Source organism: Pedobacter vanadiisoli, assembly GCF_042684385.1.
Classification (GTDB): Bacteria; Bacteroidota; Bacteroidia; order Sphingobacteriales; family Sphingobacteriaceae; genus Pedobacter; species Pedobacter vanadiisoli.
In genome coordinates this window covers 178094-193147 of the sequence record NZ_JBHULL010000007.1, presented here as the reverse complement: position 1 = coordinate 193147, position 15054 = coordinate 178094, and the positions used below count along the sequence as shown (strand labels likewise).

The following is a 15054-nucleotide window of genomic DNA, read 5'->3' as shown; positions in this document are numbered from 1 at the left end:
AGTGATTAATATTTTAGTTGTAAAAGCTGTAAATCTACTTTCTTACTAAAAATGCCCATACGCTCTACGAATGGAATAATAAAGCTATTATTTAGCCAGCTGATCGACCCTGTATTGGCATAATAAGAACTTTTAATATCATCTTTTGGAATCATATTGATTTTGTTTATTGTACCCGATCCTAGATCCATTTCAGCATACACGGTAGCAATAGAACCACCATCTGATTGGTTGGCCAAGATGCGAAGCGTATTCTCTGTTTGGTTAAATGATACGTCAGAGCCTTCTCCCATATTACGGCTTAAGTAAGTACGGGGTAGAAATTGGTGATAAAGGGGTTTCATCTGGGCATCATATCCATTCATCAGTACTGAGCCTTCTGATGTAAACGAACCATGGCTGCTTGAAACGCTGTATTTTGGAGAAATAGTAACAATAAGGGTATTGTTGTATTCTGAAATATGTCTGATGTTCAGGTATTTAATTTCAGAAAAATCGAGATCGTCGAATTTCTTATTGGCTGGCACAAAAGATTTCTGTAGCTCTTTAAGATGGGCCTTATCAAATACTTCCTTAATAGAAGTAAAGGTCCCGCTATTAAAATCTATTCTTGCAATCAAAGTAGAGCGTTCTTTATTCGCATTTTTGTAGAATATACCAATGTAGTTGATTAATGGTTTTTTACTGCTTGCAAAAGTAATGGAAGAAATATCCTCCTGATTAAAAGCATCAACAGGAATGCTCACAGTTTTGAGCGGACTTGGGCTGCTGCTTAAATAGATGGCCACATTACATTTTCCTTTCGAAGCATCCACAGTGCTGATAATAAAGCTTCCGTCATCACCACAAGATGCCTTCCAGGTATCTCCATCTGGCATATCAGGTTCCATCTTTTGAATTTGTTCTAGCCTATCATTAAAATCGATTACGGTATAACTTTGAGATTCGTTAAAGTCTTTGTCCATTTTAAGTGCAGTGAAAAAGCCCACTATCGGTAAGCCTATATGAACCTTACGCTTTAACGACGTTAGTCTTGTTGCCATTTTAAAATAAGTGCCATCTTCAGAAAAAAAGAATTCTGGCATCTCCACAAAATCTTTGCTTCCATCATAGATGATCTTATCAGAGATCAGTTTGCCTGTTTTTTCTTCTAAAAGGTATGCTTTGAACTGGTTGGAAAAACTTTTGAAATAACTGTGATCTGTAGCGGCAATAACCATAATGTTGTTTTTGAATTTTCCTATTGCCATCGGAAAGCCCGAAAGTTCGGTTATCCACTTCTGACTTAATTTATCATCAATGGTAACTACAGCGAAATCAGCATTGGGAACATCCACAATCATGGCAATGGCATTACCCGATAAATCTACCTTCGAACCATATTTGCTATCGTAAGAAGCTCTGATATTCCATGTTGGTTTTTTAATAACGTTAATCTGCTGTTGGGTAAAGGCATTGAACTGCAAAAAGACTAGCAGTAAGGAGAACATTAGTTTAATTTTCATTTAGTTGTTTGGTTTTTCGCCAAATATCAAATAATTAAACCAGTTTTTTCTCAATTTCTCTGAAAATCTCCAGGTAATCTTTCTCCAAAACAGCTTTGAAAATAGCCAGCTCTAATGTAAGCAGATTTAATTGCCTCTCGCTTAATGTCTCGGGCCACAAACGCATGCAGATCCTGTTAAGGGCATAGCTGATGTTTTCGAGTTTCTGATAACTCAAGAGGTATTTACTGCTGATAAACCTCTCCAAAAAATTAAAGAATACCTCAGGATTTTTGAGCTTACAGTGCTCAAGGAAATCACTTAACGACTCTTTTTTTACCGTATTCAGCTTATCGTAAAAATGATTAACCCTGATTAAGTTATGCTCAACCAATAAATGGTCTAACAAAAGCTCCAGGCTGATATGGGCAAGAAATGACGGGCGAACGGCTGTGTTTTCTACAATAGGTTTAATGAGCTGTTTAAGTTCAGTGGTTTTTTCCAGGAAGAAATCAGAAGAATGAAAAAACAGGTCGACAGCCAAATGTCTTTTCCAACCCAGAAGCAGGTTTTCCTCGTCTGGATTTCCTTTAAACAGGAATTCATTCTTCTGTGGATATAAATTGGCTTCTTTTACGGCATTCTTAATCAGATCCGGCAAAACCGTTCCCATTACCACATTGGCATCATTAGTTGTCCGGTCGAAATAATAATGGGATAAAAAGTTCATCTCGCAAGGTAATGTTTTCTTATAGGCTTGTAAAGAGCCAATGATAAAATATTAACCAGGGTAGGACAGTGCAAAGTGCAATTTGCCGTAACTGATTTACAAAACCAACTAATTTGCATTAAACTAAGCTAAAATTTTATCTTTGCACGCACATTATTAAAGTGTTTGTACAATGACGAATTTTGTTGAAGAGTTAAGATGGCGTGGCATGCTGCACGATATTATGCCGAATACTGAGGAAAAGTTAAACGAGGGTATGACTTCTGGTTATATCGGTTTCGATCCTACTGCTGATTCGTTGCATGTTGGTCACTTAACCCAGATCATGACACTGATTCATTTTCAAAATGCCGGCCATAAGCCCTATGCTTTGGTGGGTGGTGCTACAGGTATGGTGGGCGATCCATCTGGAAAATCTGATGAGCGTAATCTCCAGACCCCTGAAATGATTGAGCATAACCTGAAAGGGATGAAAAAGCAATTAGCCAAATTCTTAAAATTTGAAGAAGGTGGTAATGGTGCTGTAATGGTTAACAATGCCGACTGGTTTAAGGATATGAACCTGTTTACCTTTATCAGGGATGTGGGTAAGCACATTACCGTGAACTACATGATGGCAAAAGATAGTGTTAAAAGGCGTTTAGAAGGCGATTCCGGCTTATCTTTTACCGAATTCTGTTACCAGTTAATCCAGGGCTACGATTTCTATCATTTATGGAAAAACGAAAACTGCCTGGTGCAGATGGGTGGTTCCGATCAATGGGGTAATATTGTTACCGGTACGGAGCTGATCAGAAGAAAGGATGCCGGAACAGCTTATGCCATTACCACACAATTAATTAAAAAAGCAGACGGAACCAAATTTGGTAAAACCGAAAGTGGTGCAGTTTGGTTAGATCCGGAGAAAACTTCTCCATATAAATTCTACCAGTTTTGGTTAAATGCATCAGATGATGATGTTAAAAAATGGATCCGCATTTTTACCCTTAAAAATAAAGAAGAAATAGAAGCCTTGGAAAAGGAACACGATGCCGCACCGCATCTGCGTATCCTTCAAAAAGCTTTAGCTGAAGATATTACCATCAAAACCCATTCGGTAGAAGCTTTGGAAACCGCTATTAAAACATCAGAATTTTTATTTGGCAACGGATCGTTGGAGTTTTTAAAAACTTTATCTGAAAGCCAGGTATTGGAAATGTTTGAGGGGATTCCGCAGTTTAACATTTCTAAATCTGAACTGGCCGAAGGTATCGATGCAGCTACCTTGCTGGCAGAAAAAACAGCTGTTTTTTCTTCTAAAGGTGAAACCAAAAAACTGATCCAGGGTGGTGGCGTTTCGGTTAATAAAGAAAAAGTAGCTGACGCTACGCAGGTTTTTAATACCACAAACCTGATCAATGATAAATTTATTGTTGTGCAAAAAGGAAAGAAAAACTATTTCCTTTTAACTGCCGAATAATATTTTCAGGCCCAATGAAAAATGCAAAAAGAATTAATCATTGGGTCTGAGTTTAAAACAGGGATACCGAAACGTTAAATAAGGTATTTCGGTATGCTCACAAAAACCTTTTAACACTATTCCTGGTTCGGTAACCTGTCTTTTTCATCTTTTTTACGGTTAAAGCGGTAAACCAGCGTTGCGGTTGTTAATCTTCCAATCCCTTTAAAATTCGATTCCAGATAATACGTATCTGTTGTGATGACCTGCTTATCAATAAACGAATCGAAAATATTATTTACGGCTAAGGTCACTGAAACCTTATCTTTAAACAGATCTTTACTGAGCGCAATATTGGCACGGTACTGCGCTTTATTAACCGATTGGATATCGGTGTTTTTAGCTCTGTAGTTAAAACTGTATTCGATTGAAAAACTCTTAGGAAACTTCATCCGGGAATTGATACGGGTAAACCAGGTATGGTCTTCAGATCTATATGTTTTATTTTCAAAGATCCCTTGCTGCTTAAACGCGTAATAATTAAAATCCCATGATATGCGCCACCACGATAGTGGATTGTAGGTGGTGGAAACTTCCAGTCCGTAACGGTCTTCATAATCGAGATTAACGGGGGTGTTCACAAAACCATTAACGGCTTGCTTGAGTATAAACTCGAAATAATTGGTGGCATGTTTATAATAAAGTGACGGGTTGAAGGTGAGTTTTCCCCATCTTTGCAGTATGCCCAATTCGAATGAGTTGGTATACATCGGATTCAGATCGGGGTTGCCCACCGTTAAGTTTCTGGTATCTGATAAGCCTGAAAATGGATTTAACTGCCAAAACTGTGGCCGGTTTATTCTTCTGCTATAACTTAGCCTCAAATCAGTATTGTTCTGCAACTTGTAGGTAATGTTTGCGGTAGGGAATAGGTCTATATAATTTTTTGAAGCTGCAAAATCACCCTTACGGTCTGAAATGCCGATATCGGAAAGCTCGGCCCTGAGCCCTAGCAGGTAATTGAATTTATTGAATTTGTTTTCGTATTGAAAATAGGCACCGTAAATATTCTCGTTGTACTTGAGCTTATTATCGTAGGCCGGAAGTAGTATACCATCTGCCTTAGCCCAATAATCACTTCTGATAGACCTGATATTTGCCCTTATCCCGGCTTCGAATTTCGAATCGCCGGAGAAAGCGCCTGTAAAGTCGCTTTGGATAAATAGCGCATCACTGCTTTCTATATCTCTTGAGGTTAAGCGGCTAGCACTATTTAAAGTTGGAAAAGTTTTTTGTTGGTTGATGTCCTGATTTTCATCGTCATTCCAGAACACATATTGTAAATTCGTATTCCACTTTTGATCCTTTTTATCAAAGGTTTTTGAATAATTCAGTTCGAGCTGATTGAATTTTTGTGGTTCCCTGTAATGCTCAGAGCGGTTAATTGTACTGTCCAGCATATTGTTTTTATCGTAGTAATTGTAATGGTAATTGGTGGTATCTTTATTTACCAGCAGATCATGATAAAAACTTCCAGTTAAGGTGTTTTTGGCATTGAGGTAATAATCCATCCCCAGGTAAACAGTATAAAGATCATCGTTTCTTCCCTGCTTGTTGTTTTGTCTTAATATGGTTTGTATCCCATTATTAAAAACACTTTGGTACCGTTGTTCCGATCCGTAAAGGTTCCTGTAACGATAACCGATGTTGCTGAAAAGGTTGATTTTTTCGGTTTTATAGCTCAGGTTTAAATTACTGTTATAGTTAGCCGGATCGCCAACCCCGATCTGGGCCGAGCCATTAAAGCCACTTAACATGTTCTTTTTTAATATAATATTAATAATTCCGCCACCGCCCTGGGCCTCATACCTTGATGATGGATTGGTAATTACCTCCACTTTCTCAATATTGCTGGCTGGTATCTGTTCTAAACCATTATTATTGGTTAACATAGATGGCTTTCCATTAATCAATACTTGCACGCTTCCATTTCCGCGCAGGCTTATGGCGCCATTGGCATCTACATTTACAGAAGGTACATTATTTAAAATGTCGTTGGCAGAGCCGCCTTTTGAAATCAGGTCTTTACCTACATTAAATATTTTCTTATCTAAACTTAATTCGACAGTGGTTTTTTCTGCTGTTACATCAACCGACTTTAACAGCTGTACATCTTCTTTAAGTATGATATCTTCAAGTTTAATGCTCTGTTTTATTTCTTTATTGGTTAAATGCTGTGTTTTGTAAGCAATAAACTCAATTTTAATGTCAAACCTTCCAGGCAGAGCAGATAATGCAAATTCACCTTTATTATTGGTGAGGGTAGCTTTTAAAAGTTTCTGATCTGTTGCTGATAAAAGCTTAATCCCTGCATTTTCTAGTGGTTTTAAAGTTTTATCATCTATAACCCTTCCGGTAATAATTACCTCAGTTTGTTGTGCAAAACCGGGCATAGCTAAAAATAACAGGATTAAAAGGTACAATTGCTTCATCTGATTCATAATGGATTTAAATTTCTTGCGAATATGAAGAGTACAGGGATGCCAAAATTGAATAGTAGTTATATACATGAACTTAACAGCTAAAGAGGGTTGTTTTGGTGTCTGGGCCTTTTAGTAGCCATTTAAGCTATATTCATCTGCGTTTTTAGGGTCTTGGTCGACACTGTAATTTCGGATAGCGAAGAATTGTATATTTGCGTTGATGCCATTAATTGAGAGGATAGCCAAGTTCAGTTCCGCACACCGGTTTCTTAGCCACATTATTTTTTGGCTTGTTACCTCAATTGTGTTTCTCAATCGTTACGATATTGATGAATACCACGATTTTCATAAAATTCTGATCCGGCATGCCTACTATATATCCTTCACCATTGTTTCCTCTTATTTTCTAACCTATTTAATCATTCCGAAACTGATTACCGCTAAAACCTATTACCTGGTTACGTTTTACTTCCTGATCGGAAGTTATATCATCTGTGTCTGTTCGAGAATAGTGGTGGTGCATGTGCTGGAACCTTTTTTAAGAACAGCACCATTTGGCCAGGAAACAGTTCTGGAAATTGCCATGGACGTGCCAAAACTCATTACCCATTATTTTCCCTTAACTTTTTCGGCAGCATGGATTTTTGCCTTTATAAAATTGATTAAAGAGCAGTATGCTGCGCAGCAACATAAATTCTCATTAGAAAAGGAGAGGGCCGAAACAGAATTAAAGGCTTTGAAAGCACAATTAAATCCGCATTTTCTTTTTAATACACTAAATAATATTTATTCGCTTTCTTTGATGAATTCGCCTGTTACCTCAAAATCTATTGCCCGGTTATCTGAAATACTCGACCATGTATTGTACCGGTGTAATGGGAGGTATGTTTCGCTATCCGCCGAAATTACACTGATAAAAAATTACATAGAACTCGAAAAATTAAGATATGGAGAGCGTTTAGTGGTCAATTTTAGGCACACTATAGATCGCGACACGGTTATTGCTCCGTTAATTTTACTTTCACTGGTCGAAAATGCCTTTAAACACGGTGCCGGCGAAGATATCGGCCAACCTGTAATTAATATAGATTTAAAGCTGGTAAACAATCACTTCCGTTTTACGGTTTCAAATAGCTTTATGCCGGGAAGGGAGAAAGAAGAAAATAGGATCGGGATTAATAATATAACCAGGCAGCTCCGGTTGCTTTATCCTGAAGAACATGATTTAAGCACTACTACGTACGATAATATCTTTGTAGTTTTACTGCATATAAACCTAAATAACAGTACATATTTAAAGGATAAGCGCTATGAAAGTAAGGTGTCTTTTAGTTGACGACGAGCCGCTGGCTATCCAATTGATAGAGAATCATATTAGGCAGCTTGATACTTTTGAGGTGGTGGGCACCTGTTCCAATGCAATTAAAGCGTTGGAGGTGCTCAGAACCAAACCTGTAGACCTTTTGTTCCTTGACATAAAAATGCCACAGATTACCGGGATCGATTTTCTTAAAACCTTAAAAAATCCACCTGCCGTGATTATTACCACGGCTTACCGCGAATATGCAATTGAAGGTTATGATCTCGATCTGATCGATTATCTACTTAAACCCATCACTTTTGACCGTTTTTTTAAAGCTGTCGACCGTTATTTAAGATTGAGAAGCCCCGTACTTAAACCTGAAGCAATACCCGCTGTTAATCATCAGTTTATCCATATTAAAACAGGAGGTAAGTTTCACAACCTGAATAAGGATGAAGTATGGTTTATAGAGAGTTTAAAAGATTACATTGTAATTCACTGTAACGATAGGAAAGTAACAGCAAAATACAAAATTGGCGAACTGGAGTCTGAACTTCAGAACAGTACTTTTTTGCGCATTCACCGCTCCTTTATCGTCAACCTGAATAAGGTAACCGCTTTTACAGCATATGATGTTGAAATTGGTACAAAAATATTACCAATAGGGGCGAGTTATAAGGAATATGTGTTTAAGCGGCTGCAGTTAAGTGAACTTAAATAATGTTAACAGTTTTAATAGAGTATTTAGTTCTTAAACAAAAAAAGCTGTATCGTACTTACAACAGGGCCGGAAGCAGTTATTGATGCCAGCCTTGTTTTATGATACAGCTCCTTAAATGAGCAGTTAATTAATAGATTTTTAATTAAATACGTAAAACTTATTAAAGCACTTATAACACTTGTATCTCTTAACTGAAATCCAGGGCATAAGTGTTTTAAAAATAAAACCTCTTGGTACCCTGTAAGTTTCGAAATTTTTACACTTCGGGCAATATAAGCGGGTTTTAACTAAAGTTAATTCTTCTGAGGGATTCATGATAAGCTAGAGTTTGTTGGTTAAATCAAATTTAAGCAAAATAAAACCCAAGCGTATCATCAAAAAACTACCATTTTGTTCATTTCATCGACTATTATTTTGTTTTAAGGCAAAACATGCTCAAAAGGATTGCTAAAGTGGGTTTTTACTTTGTAATTTTTTATTTCTGTATCAGTTAGCAGACAATATTCAAGTGATTTTTTTAATTCATCGCTGCTCATTTCCTGTCCAATAAAAACGAGCTCATTTTTACGGTCACCAAAATCTTTATCCCAACCGGCTTCAATTTCGGCACGGTTTTCCTGGTAGTCCAAGTATTGTTCACGTTCGTGCTGGGGCATGCTTGCCCACCAGATTCCTGCCAGGTCGATGCGTAAAGAACCCCCAGCTTGCGAAAAATTAATGGCCTGTTCCGGCATGGCAGCTAAATAGAAGATACCCTTCGAACGGATAATGTTCTGTGGAAATTCCTTATTGATGTAATGCCATAATCTTTCAGGGTGAAAAGGTTTTTTTGAATAGAATACAGTTGAACTTATGCCGTATTCTTCGGTTTCTGGCTGGTGGACTTCTTCCAGCTCCCTTTTCCACCCGGCACCACCTGATGCCGATTCAAAATCGAATAGGCCCGTATTTAAAATTAAAGCTGGATTTATTTCTCCAAAAAGTGTCTGATAAATTTTTGCCGTCGGGTTAAGTTTTGCAATTAAAGCCCTTAGCACTTTAAGATCGGTATCACTTACCAGATCTGTTTTGTTCAATAAAATTACGTTGGCAAATTCGATCTGGTCGGTAAGGAGGTTTACAATAGTGCGTTTATCCGCTATATCATCAACCATATTACGGTCTGCAAGCTTATCTGCCGAGCCAAAATCCCTGTAAAAATTATAGGCATCTACAACAGTAACCATGGTATCTAGTTGGCTAAACTTGCCCAGGTCAATCCCCGAGGCTTCATCCGTAAAAGAAAAAGTTTGGGCTACCGGGATGGGTTCAGATATTCCGGTGCTTTCAATCAGCAGGTAGTCGAACCGGTTTTCTCTAGCCAACTTTTCTACTTCAACCATCAGGTCTTCGCGTAGGGTACAACAGATGCATCCATTGCTCATTTCTACCAGTTTTTCATCGGTTTTAGATAAAACATGCTGGTTTTTAACCAAAGCAGCATCGATGTTTACCTCACTCATGTCGTTTACAATAACCGCTACTTTTAAGTCTTGTTTATTCCTCAATATGGCATTAAGCAAGGTGGTTTTGCCGCTGCCTAAAAAACCGCTTAATACGGTTACCGGTAATTTCTTTATCATTTTAATGCAATTATGTTGCAAATATAGCGTTGATTATTTTAAATGCAACTAAATTGCTTTTATATTTGGGCACTAAATTTATTTCAATGAAATTACGGAGCTACAAAATCAACCTCGACCGGCTGGGAATTACTGCCTCAACGCTTTGTGCCATACATTGTGCCGCATTGCCATTTTTAATTACTGTACTGCCCATGTGGGGAATGGGTTTCCTGGCCAATGAAGCGGTTGAAATTACCATGATCGTTATTTCATTGATTATCGGTGTATGGAGCCTTAGTTCGGCTTACCGGAAACAGCACCGCCGGATTTTACCAATTTTAGTGCTTATTGCAGGCTTTGCCTTTATTGCAACAGGGCACTTTTCCGGGATTGAGCTGCTGGAGCCTATTTTGATCCCATTGGGAGGCTTTATCATTGCCGTTGCACATTTCATAAACCTGCAGATGCTTAAATCTTGGCCGGTAAACCATCAACACTAAAAATAGCCTTATGCTAAAAAATAATAAGATCCTTTTTATTCCAGCCCTGTTGTTTATCACCATGCTAAACCCAGCCTGTAAGCACGGTACAAACGACGGCATGGAAATTTACAGGCGCTATGCTATAAAAAATCTAGTTGTTAAAAAAATGCAAAAAGCAGCACATCATGATTAAGATCAGCTCGTTAGCGCATGTTTACGATAAGGGGAGGAGGTTGAAATTTCCGTATTGGGAAATCGCCGATATGGAGCAATGGCTTTTGCTGGGTGCTTCAGGCTGTGGAAAGAGTACACTTCTGAACATTATTTCGGGCCTTTTAAAGCCAACTGAAGGTGAAGTTTTAATCAACGGAACCGATTTATATACTTTACCTGCACGGAAATTGGATAGGTTTAGGGGGAGGCATGTGGGCATCATTTTTCAAAGGCCGCATCTTATCCGTTCCCTTGATGTACTCGATAACCTGGAGCTTGCTGCGGTAATGGCAGGTTTGCCTGTAGATCATGAACGAAACCTTTCGCTTTTAGCTGGCCTGGGTATTGCCGGGCTGGCTAAAAATTACCCCGATGAATTAAGCCAGGGGCAGTTGCAAAGGGTTTCGGTAGCGCGTGCTTTGGTAAACAAACCCGATCTGCTGATTGCTGATGAACCTACCTCCAGCCTGGATGATGAAAATGCCAATCAGGTCATCCAGATGCTCACTACCCAGGCTAAAGACAATGGTGCTGCACTGATTATTGCCACGCATGATCAAAGGGTTCGCGAACACATTGCTAAAACCTATCTACTCTAATGAATACATTTAAAATCAGCAGCAAAAACCTCGTCAGAAACAAACTGACAACTATACTGAACATTATTTTGGTGGCCTTTGGCGTGGGCATCTTGTCTATTCTACTGCTGGCCGATAACCAGATCGGCAATAAGCTCGAAAAAAATGCCAGGGATATCGATCTGGTGGTGGGAGCCAAGGGAAGTCCGCTACAGCTGATATTGAGCAGCATTTATCATATCGATTACCCAACAGGGAATATACCGGCCAATGATGCCTACAAACTGGCCCATAATCCAATGGTTAAACGGGCTGTTCCGTTGGCGCTGGGCGATAATTATAATGGCTACCGCATTGTGGGAACAGATACTTCTTTCAGGAAGCTTTATTCATTATCGATCCTCAAAGGTAATTTCTGGCAGAAAGATTTAGAAGTAACCATTGGCAGCACAGTCGCTTCCGAATCTAAATTGAAAATCGGCGACTCTTTTTTTGGAACACATGGCTTAACAGGCAATGGCGACATCCATAAACAGCATGCTTATACGGTGAGAGGGATTTTAAAGCCCCAGGGAAACATCACGGATAACCTGATCCTCACCAATATTGGCAGTGTTTACAAAATGCACGAAGAAAAGCCTGAACATGCAGCGCACCATACACCGGCAACTGAAGCCAAAGAAATTAATGATAAACAGATTACTGCATTATTGATCCAGTATAAATCGCCCATGTCGGTCATTCTTTTTCCAAGGATGGTAAACCAGAGTACCAATATGCAGGCCGCTTCGCCGGCGATGGAAAGCGCAAGGTTATTTTCATTGATCGGAGTTGGGATTGATACTTTACAGTGGTTTGCGGTGTTTATTATGGCTATTGCCGCTTTAAGCATCTTCATCAGCCTCTATAATGCCATGAAAGAGCGTAAATACGACCTTGCCATTATGCGCTGCCTAGGTGCGTCCAAATCGAAACTCTTTTTTCTGGTAATGCTGGAAGGCATAACGGTTACGCTGATCGGGGCCTGTTTCGGTTTATTAATCGGACATGCAGCACTGGAGCTAATTGGGGCCTACCAGGAAGCGTCGCAGGCAAAATTAACAGGCCTGACTACGGTTCCGCAGGAAATTTATTTAATATGTACCGGCCTGTTTATCGGAGCTTTGGCTTCGCTTATTCCGGCTATGCAGATTTATAAGGTAGATATTGCAGCAACTTTAACGAAAGACCGTTAATGCAATGAAAAAAATAGTTTTTTGGATTGTTTTATGTTTAGGTGTCCAGGTATTGGCAGCGCAGGTTCGGGTACATACCGACATGCGCACGCCGACCTGGAATATAATTGGCCTGAGGTACGATGCAGAGCTTGCACCGGGCAAATGGGGAAGTGTTTTTCCACCGGGATTAAAAGCTTTAAACAATAAAGTAATCGAACTGCCCGGTTATATTATCCCTACAAAAGTTGGTTCGAAATTCAGCGAATTTATGTTCTCTATTGTGCCCATTGCCTCCTGTCCATACTGTGGTACCGGAGATATACCCTCAATGGTACAGGTGAAAATGTTAACCGCTATTCCCATTACTGAAAAACCCATCAAACTTAAAGGAATCTTTATCATCAACGATTCTGGGGATGACAGGAGCGAGTTTTTTCTTTTAAATGCAAAACAGCTGTAATGAAAAAATATATGTTTATACTGTTGGTTATGAGTGCTTTTTCGTCATTTGCGCAGTTAAATGTCCATACTGATATGCGTACCCCCACCTGGAACCTGATTGGCCTGAAGTATGATAAACAGGTTAAACCGCTGGTTTGGAAAGCGATTTTTCCACCTGAATTAAAAGCAATCAATAACAAAGTGATCGAGCTGCCCGGCTTTATTATCCCAACCAAGGTAGGCAACAGTTTTACCGAGTTTATGTTTTCCATCGTGCCTGTTGCTTCCTGTCCTTATTGTGGTACGGGAGACATCCCCTCAATGATCGAGGTTAAAACACTGAAGCCGGTTACCTGGACGGAAGAGCCGATTACGATGAAGGGAAAATTTGTAATCAACGATTCGGGCGATAGCCGGTCTGTCTTTTTTCTATTAGATGCCGTGAAAAAATGAAAAAACTATATTTTATTTTGCTGTTGTTTTTTGGAAATGTTGCTTTTGCGCAAACACAAAAGCATAATCCAAACGATCAGCTGCGTTCGCTAAACTGGGATGTAATTGGTTCGGTAAAATTCGAACTAACCGAAAAAAATGAACTTTTCCCAATGTTTTCTGAATTGATTAAACGTTTTGATAACCGTGAATTTGATCTTACAGGTTATCTGATCCCTATAAAAAGCGGACAGAAACAGCAAAAATTCCTGTTGGCTACACTGCCGATTAATCAATGTTACTTTTGTGGACAGAATGGCGTTCCGGTAATGATTATGATCGAAATGGAAAGCCCTACAGCTTACAGTGAAAAACCGATACATGTAAAGGGCATTTTGAAACTGGAACAGAAAGATGCAAGCTATGCGCCACCAATCACCATCAAAAATGCCAAACTCATTAATTAATTGCTTATTTTTGTATTGCTATGGAAAATAAAACAGAGCGTTTCGAAAAACTTTTGGTTAAGAACGGGTTGAAAAGGACCGCACCGCGTTTACAGGTGCTGGAGATTTTGAGTGGGCGTGATTCTGCAACTTCACAGCCATATTTAGAACAGGTGATGGGTAAAGATGCCGATCGTGTTACTTTATACCGTGTATTGCAGGCTTTTGAAGAAAAAGGAATTATTCATAAAGTTTTAGATCAGCAGGGAACGGCCAATTATGCCATCTGTTCAGATGGATGCAGTGCGCACGAGCATCACGATGAGCATGTGCATTTTAACTGCGATAACTGTCACAAGATCTACTGTCTGGATACCGTTAAAATCCCGGCATTAAAAGTACCTGCTGGTTTTAAGGTAGAGCATTTAAACCTTATTGCTACGGGCCTTTGCGCAAACTGCTCGGATAAGGTTAACTGATTATTGAACCAAAAGGTTGCAACCCCTGATATCGGCATTATCAAACCTGCCCAATACTTCAAAACTCTGATCTGGATTGATTCTCCCCAGGTCTTGCGTAGCAATAAACGAACAAGAATTGATGTTGGCCAGGTCGATTACATTAATGCCCCCGGTTCTGCCGTTTGGCATTAAACTGAGCGGATCGTTGGTATCGCGGATCACCACTTTCATCCAGTTGGGGCAATTGAAGATGCCTTCGCCCAAAGAATATGCCTGAGAAAGCAATTCTGTCATCCCATATTCACTATGGATGGTTTTTACACCAAAACCTTTCGTTAGCTGTTCATGAAGCTCTTCGCGGACCATTTCTTTTCGTTTCCCCTTCATACCACCGGTTTCCATTACAATAAGCTCAGGAAAATGGATATCGAAATTTTCTATAAAATCGAGCAGGGCATAAGTAACGCCAATCAAAACAGTTTTTTGTTTTTTTGATTTTAAATCGAGCAAGGTTTGCAATAACTCGTCATGATTATATAAAAAATAACCGCTCTGTGGATGTTTGCTTTTTTCGATCAGGTCGTTAACCATGTAAATCAACGATGAACCCGAGCGCTGTTGGTAAGAAGGTAACAAGGCCAAAAAGCAATAATCGGTAACTGCGCCATAAAATTCGGTAAATGCCTGTAGATAACTTTGTTCATAAAGTTTTGCATGAGTTACATGGTGACTGCTCTGTACCATGCCTGTTGTACCCGAACTGCTAAAAGTTACCTCAACAGGATCGTTGCTGCTTAAAACCTGATGGCTTTTAAAAAAGCCGATTGGTAGAAACGGGATCTGCTCCACTTCGGTTATTTTATCGGTATCAATACCCAAATGGAAAATATACTCGCGGTATACATTACAGTTTTGGGCCTGTAACTTAAAAATAGGTAAGGCAATTGAGTTAAACTCACCCGCACTTTTTATATAAAATATATCCTCAGCTGTTAAATTCACGCTGCAAAAGTACGAAGCG

Annotated in this window: 16 protein-coding genes; 11 read left to right on the top strand and 5 right to left on the bottom strand. The window is 39.2% G+C overall.

Annotated features, from left to right (window positions below; translation table 11 throughout):
* Positions 1-5 precede the first annotated feature (5 nt).
* The gene (locus tag ACFSR6_RS06830) at positions 6-1505 is read right to left on the bottom strand and encodes a hypothetical protein (protein ID WP_379076724.1); all 1500 of its coding nucleotides are present in this window, start codon (positions 1503-1505) and stop codon (positions 6-8) included.
* A 34-nt stretch (positions 1506-1539) separates the two neighbouring features.
* Complete coding sequence (locus ACFSR6_RS06825) at positions 1540-2214, bottom strand: ACP phosphodiesterase (protein ID WP_379076721.1); 675 nt, start codon at positions 2212-2214, stop codon at positions 1540-1542.
* 172 nt (positions 2215-2386) lie between these two features.
* Between ACFSR6_RS06825 and tyrS the strand changes: the two genes are divergently transcribed.
* Positions 2387-3673, top strand: coding sequence for a tyrosine--tRNA ligase (gene tyrS, locus ACFSR6_RS06820; RefSeq protein ID WP_379076719.1), 1287 nt, complete (start codon positions 2387-2389; stop codon positions 3671-3673).
* Positions 3674-3789: 116 nt separating this feature from the next.
* Here tyrS and ACFSR6_RS06815 read toward each other — a convergent pair whose 3' ends face one another.
* Entirely contained in the window at positions 3790-6144 is a 2355-nt protein-coding gene (locus ACFSR6_RS06815; RefSeq protein ID WP_379076716.1) for a TonB-dependent receptor domain-containing protein, read from the bottom strand.
* 295 nt (positions 6145-6439) lie between these two features.
* On the opposite strand from ACFSR6_RS06815, the gene ACFSR6_RS06810 reads away from it, so the two are divergent.
* Positions 6440-7471, top strand: a complete 1032-nt coding sequence (locus ACFSR6_RS06810) for a sensor histidine kinase (RefSeq protein ID WP_379076714.1) — start codon at positions 6440-6442, stop codon at positions 7469-7471.
* Positions 7446-8159: a LytR/AlgR family response regulator transcription factor gene (locus ACFSR6_RS06805; protein ID WP_379076711.1), complete on the top strand. Its 714-nt coding sequence runs from the start codon at positions 7446-7448 to the stop codon at positions 8157-8159. Before ACFSR6_RS06810 ends, ACFSR6_RS06805 begins: the two co-directional genes overlap by 26 nt.
* A 419-nt stretch (positions 8160-8578) precedes the next feature.
* Here ACFSR6_RS06805 and ACFSR6_RS06800 read toward each other — a convergent pair whose 3' ends face one another.
* Positions 8579-9781, bottom strand: coding sequence for a GTP-binding protein (locus ACFSR6_RS06800; RefSeq protein ID WP_379076708.1), 1203 nt, complete (start codon positions 9779-9781; stop codon positions 8579-8581).
* Positions 9782-9867: 86 nt separating this feature from the next.
* Here ACFSR6_RS06800 and ACFSR6_RS06795 point away from each other — a divergent pair, with 86 nt between their 5' ends.
* From ACFSR6_RS06795 to ACFSR6_RS06760, 8 genes are read left to right on the top strand one after another with little or no spacing between them, the layout of a single operon-like run.
* Complete coding sequence (locus tag ACFSR6_RS06795) at positions 9868-10263, top strand: MerC domain-containing protein (protein ID WP_379076705.1); 396 nt, start codon at positions 9868-9870, stop codon at positions 10261-10263.
* Positions 10264-10273: 10 nt separating this feature from the next.
* Positions 10274-10438 carry a hypothetical protein gene (locus ACFSR6_RS06790; RefSeq protein WP_379076702.1) on the top strand — a complete coding sequence of 55 codons (165 nt, stop codon included), beginning with the start codon at positions 10274-10276 and terminating at the stop codon, positions 10436-10438.
* Entirely contained in the window at positions 10431-11057 is a 627-nt protein-coding gene (locus ACFSR6_RS06785; protein WP_379076699.1) for an ABC transporter ATP-binding protein, read from the top strand. The genes ACFSR6_RS06790 and ACFSR6_RS06785 overlap by 8 nt, the downstream gene beginning before the upstream one ends.
* A complete protein-coding gene (locus ACFSR6_RS06780) occupies positions 11057-12271 on the top strand; it encodes an ABC transporter permease (RefSeq protein ID WP_379076696.1) in 1215 nt (404 codons plus the stop codon). The genes ACFSR6_RS06785 and ACFSR6_RS06780 overlap by 1 nt, the downstream gene beginning before the upstream one ends.
* 4 nt (positions 12272-12275) lie before the next feature.
* Positions 12276-12713 (top strand): hypothetical protein, encoded by a 438-nt coding sequence (locus ACFSR6_RS06775; RefSeq protein WP_379076694.1) that lies wholly within the window; start codon positions 12276-12278, stop codon positions 12711-12713.
* Positions 12713-13147: a hypothetical protein gene (locus tag ACFSR6_RS06770; RefSeq protein ID WP_379076691.1), complete on the top strand. Its 435-nt coding sequence runs from the start codon at positions 12713-12715 to the stop codon at positions 13145-13147. The genes ACFSR6_RS06775 and ACFSR6_RS06770 overlap by 1 nt, the downstream gene beginning before the upstream one ends.
* Positions 13144-13593 carry a hypothetical protein gene (locus ACFSR6_RS06765; RefSeq protein ID WP_379076688.1) on the top strand — a complete coding sequence of 150 codons (450 nt, stop codon included), beginning with the start codon at positions 13144-13146 and terminating at the stop codon, positions 13591-13593. Before ACFSR6_RS06770 ends, ACFSR6_RS06765 begins: the two co-directional genes overlap by 4 nt.
* A gap of 20 nt (positions 13594-13613) precedes the next feature.
* Complete coding sequence (locus ACFSR6_RS06760; protein WP_183762551.1) at positions 13614-14051, top strand: Fur family transcriptional regulator; 438 nt, start codon at positions 13614-13616, stop codon at positions 14049-14051.
* Here ACFSR6_RS06760 and ACFSR6_RS06755 read toward each other — a convergent pair whose 3' ends face one another.
* Positions 14052-15035 carry a LuxE/PaaK family acyltransferase gene (locus ACFSR6_RS06755; protein WP_379076684.1) on the bottom strand — a complete coding sequence of 328 codons (984 nt, stop codon included), beginning with the start codon at positions 15033-15035 and terminating at the stop codon, positions 14052-14054. It abuts the gene before it with no gap.
* Between the last annotated feature and the right edge of the window lie 19 nt (positions 15036-15054).

What these genes read in the sequence shown, in the direction of transcription:
- ACFSR6_RS06830 (WP_379076724.1), bottom strand. Translation starts at nt 1,505, where the DNA reads ATGAAAATTAAACTAATGTTCTCCTTACTGCTAGTCTTTTTGCAGTTC.
- ACFSR6_RS06825 (WP_379076721.1), bottom strand. Translation starts at nt 2,214, where the DNA reads ATGAACTTTTTATCCCATTATTATTTCGACCGGACAACTAATGATGCC.
- tyrS (WP_379076719.1), top strand. Translation starts at nt 2,387, where the DNA reads ATGACGAATTTTGTTGAAGAGTTAAGATGGCGTGGCATGCTGCACGAT.
- ACFSR6_RS06815 (WP_379076716.1), bottom strand. Translation starts at nt 6,144, where the DNA reads ATGAAGCAATTGTACCTTTTAATCCTGTTATTTTTAGCTATGCCCGGT.
- ACFSR6_RS06805 (WP_379076711.1), top strand. Translation starts at nt 7,446, where the DNA reads ATGAAAGTAAGGTGTCTTTTAGTTGACGACGAGCCGCTGGCTATCCAA.
- ACFSR6_RS06800 (WP_379076708.1), bottom strand. Translation starts at nt 9,781, where the DNA reads ATGATAAAGAAATTACCGGTAACCGTATTAAGCGGTTTTTTAGGCAGC.
- ACFSR6_RS06795 (WP_379076705.1), top strand. Translation starts at nt 9,868, where the DNA reads ATGAAATTACGGAGCTACAAAATCAACCTCGACCGGCTGGGAATTACT.
- ACFSR6_RS06790 (WP_379076702.1), top strand. Translation starts at nt 10,274, where the DNA reads ATGCTAAAAAATAATAAGATCCTTTTTATTCCAGCCCTGTTGTTTATC.
- ACFSR6_RS06785 (WP_379076699.1), top strand. Translation starts at nt 10,431, where the DNA reads ATGATTAAGATCAGCTCGTTAGCGCATGTTTACGATAAGGGGAGGAGG.
- ACFSR6_RS06780 (WP_379076696.1), top strand. Translation starts at nt 11,057, where the DNA reads ATGAATACATTTAAAATCAGCAGCAAAAACCTCGTCAGAAACAAACTG.
- ACFSR6_RS06775 (WP_379076694.1), top strand. Translation starts at nt 12,276, where the DNA reads ATGAAAAAAATAGTTTTTTGGATTGTTTTATGTTTAGGTGTCCAGGTA.
- ACFSR6_RS06770 (WP_379076691.1), top strand. Translation starts at nt 12,713, where the DNA reads ATGAAAAAATATATGTTTATACTGTTGGTTATGAGTGCTTTTTCGTCA.
- ACFSR6_RS06765 (WP_379076688.1), top strand. Translation starts at nt 13,144, where the DNA reads ATGAAAAAACTATATTTTATTTTGCTGTTGTTTTTTGGAAATGTTGCT.
- ACFSR6_RS06760 (WP_183762551.1), top strand. Translation starts at nt 13,614, where the DNA reads ATGGAAAATAAAACAGAGCGTTTCGAAAAACTTTTGGTTAAGAACGGG.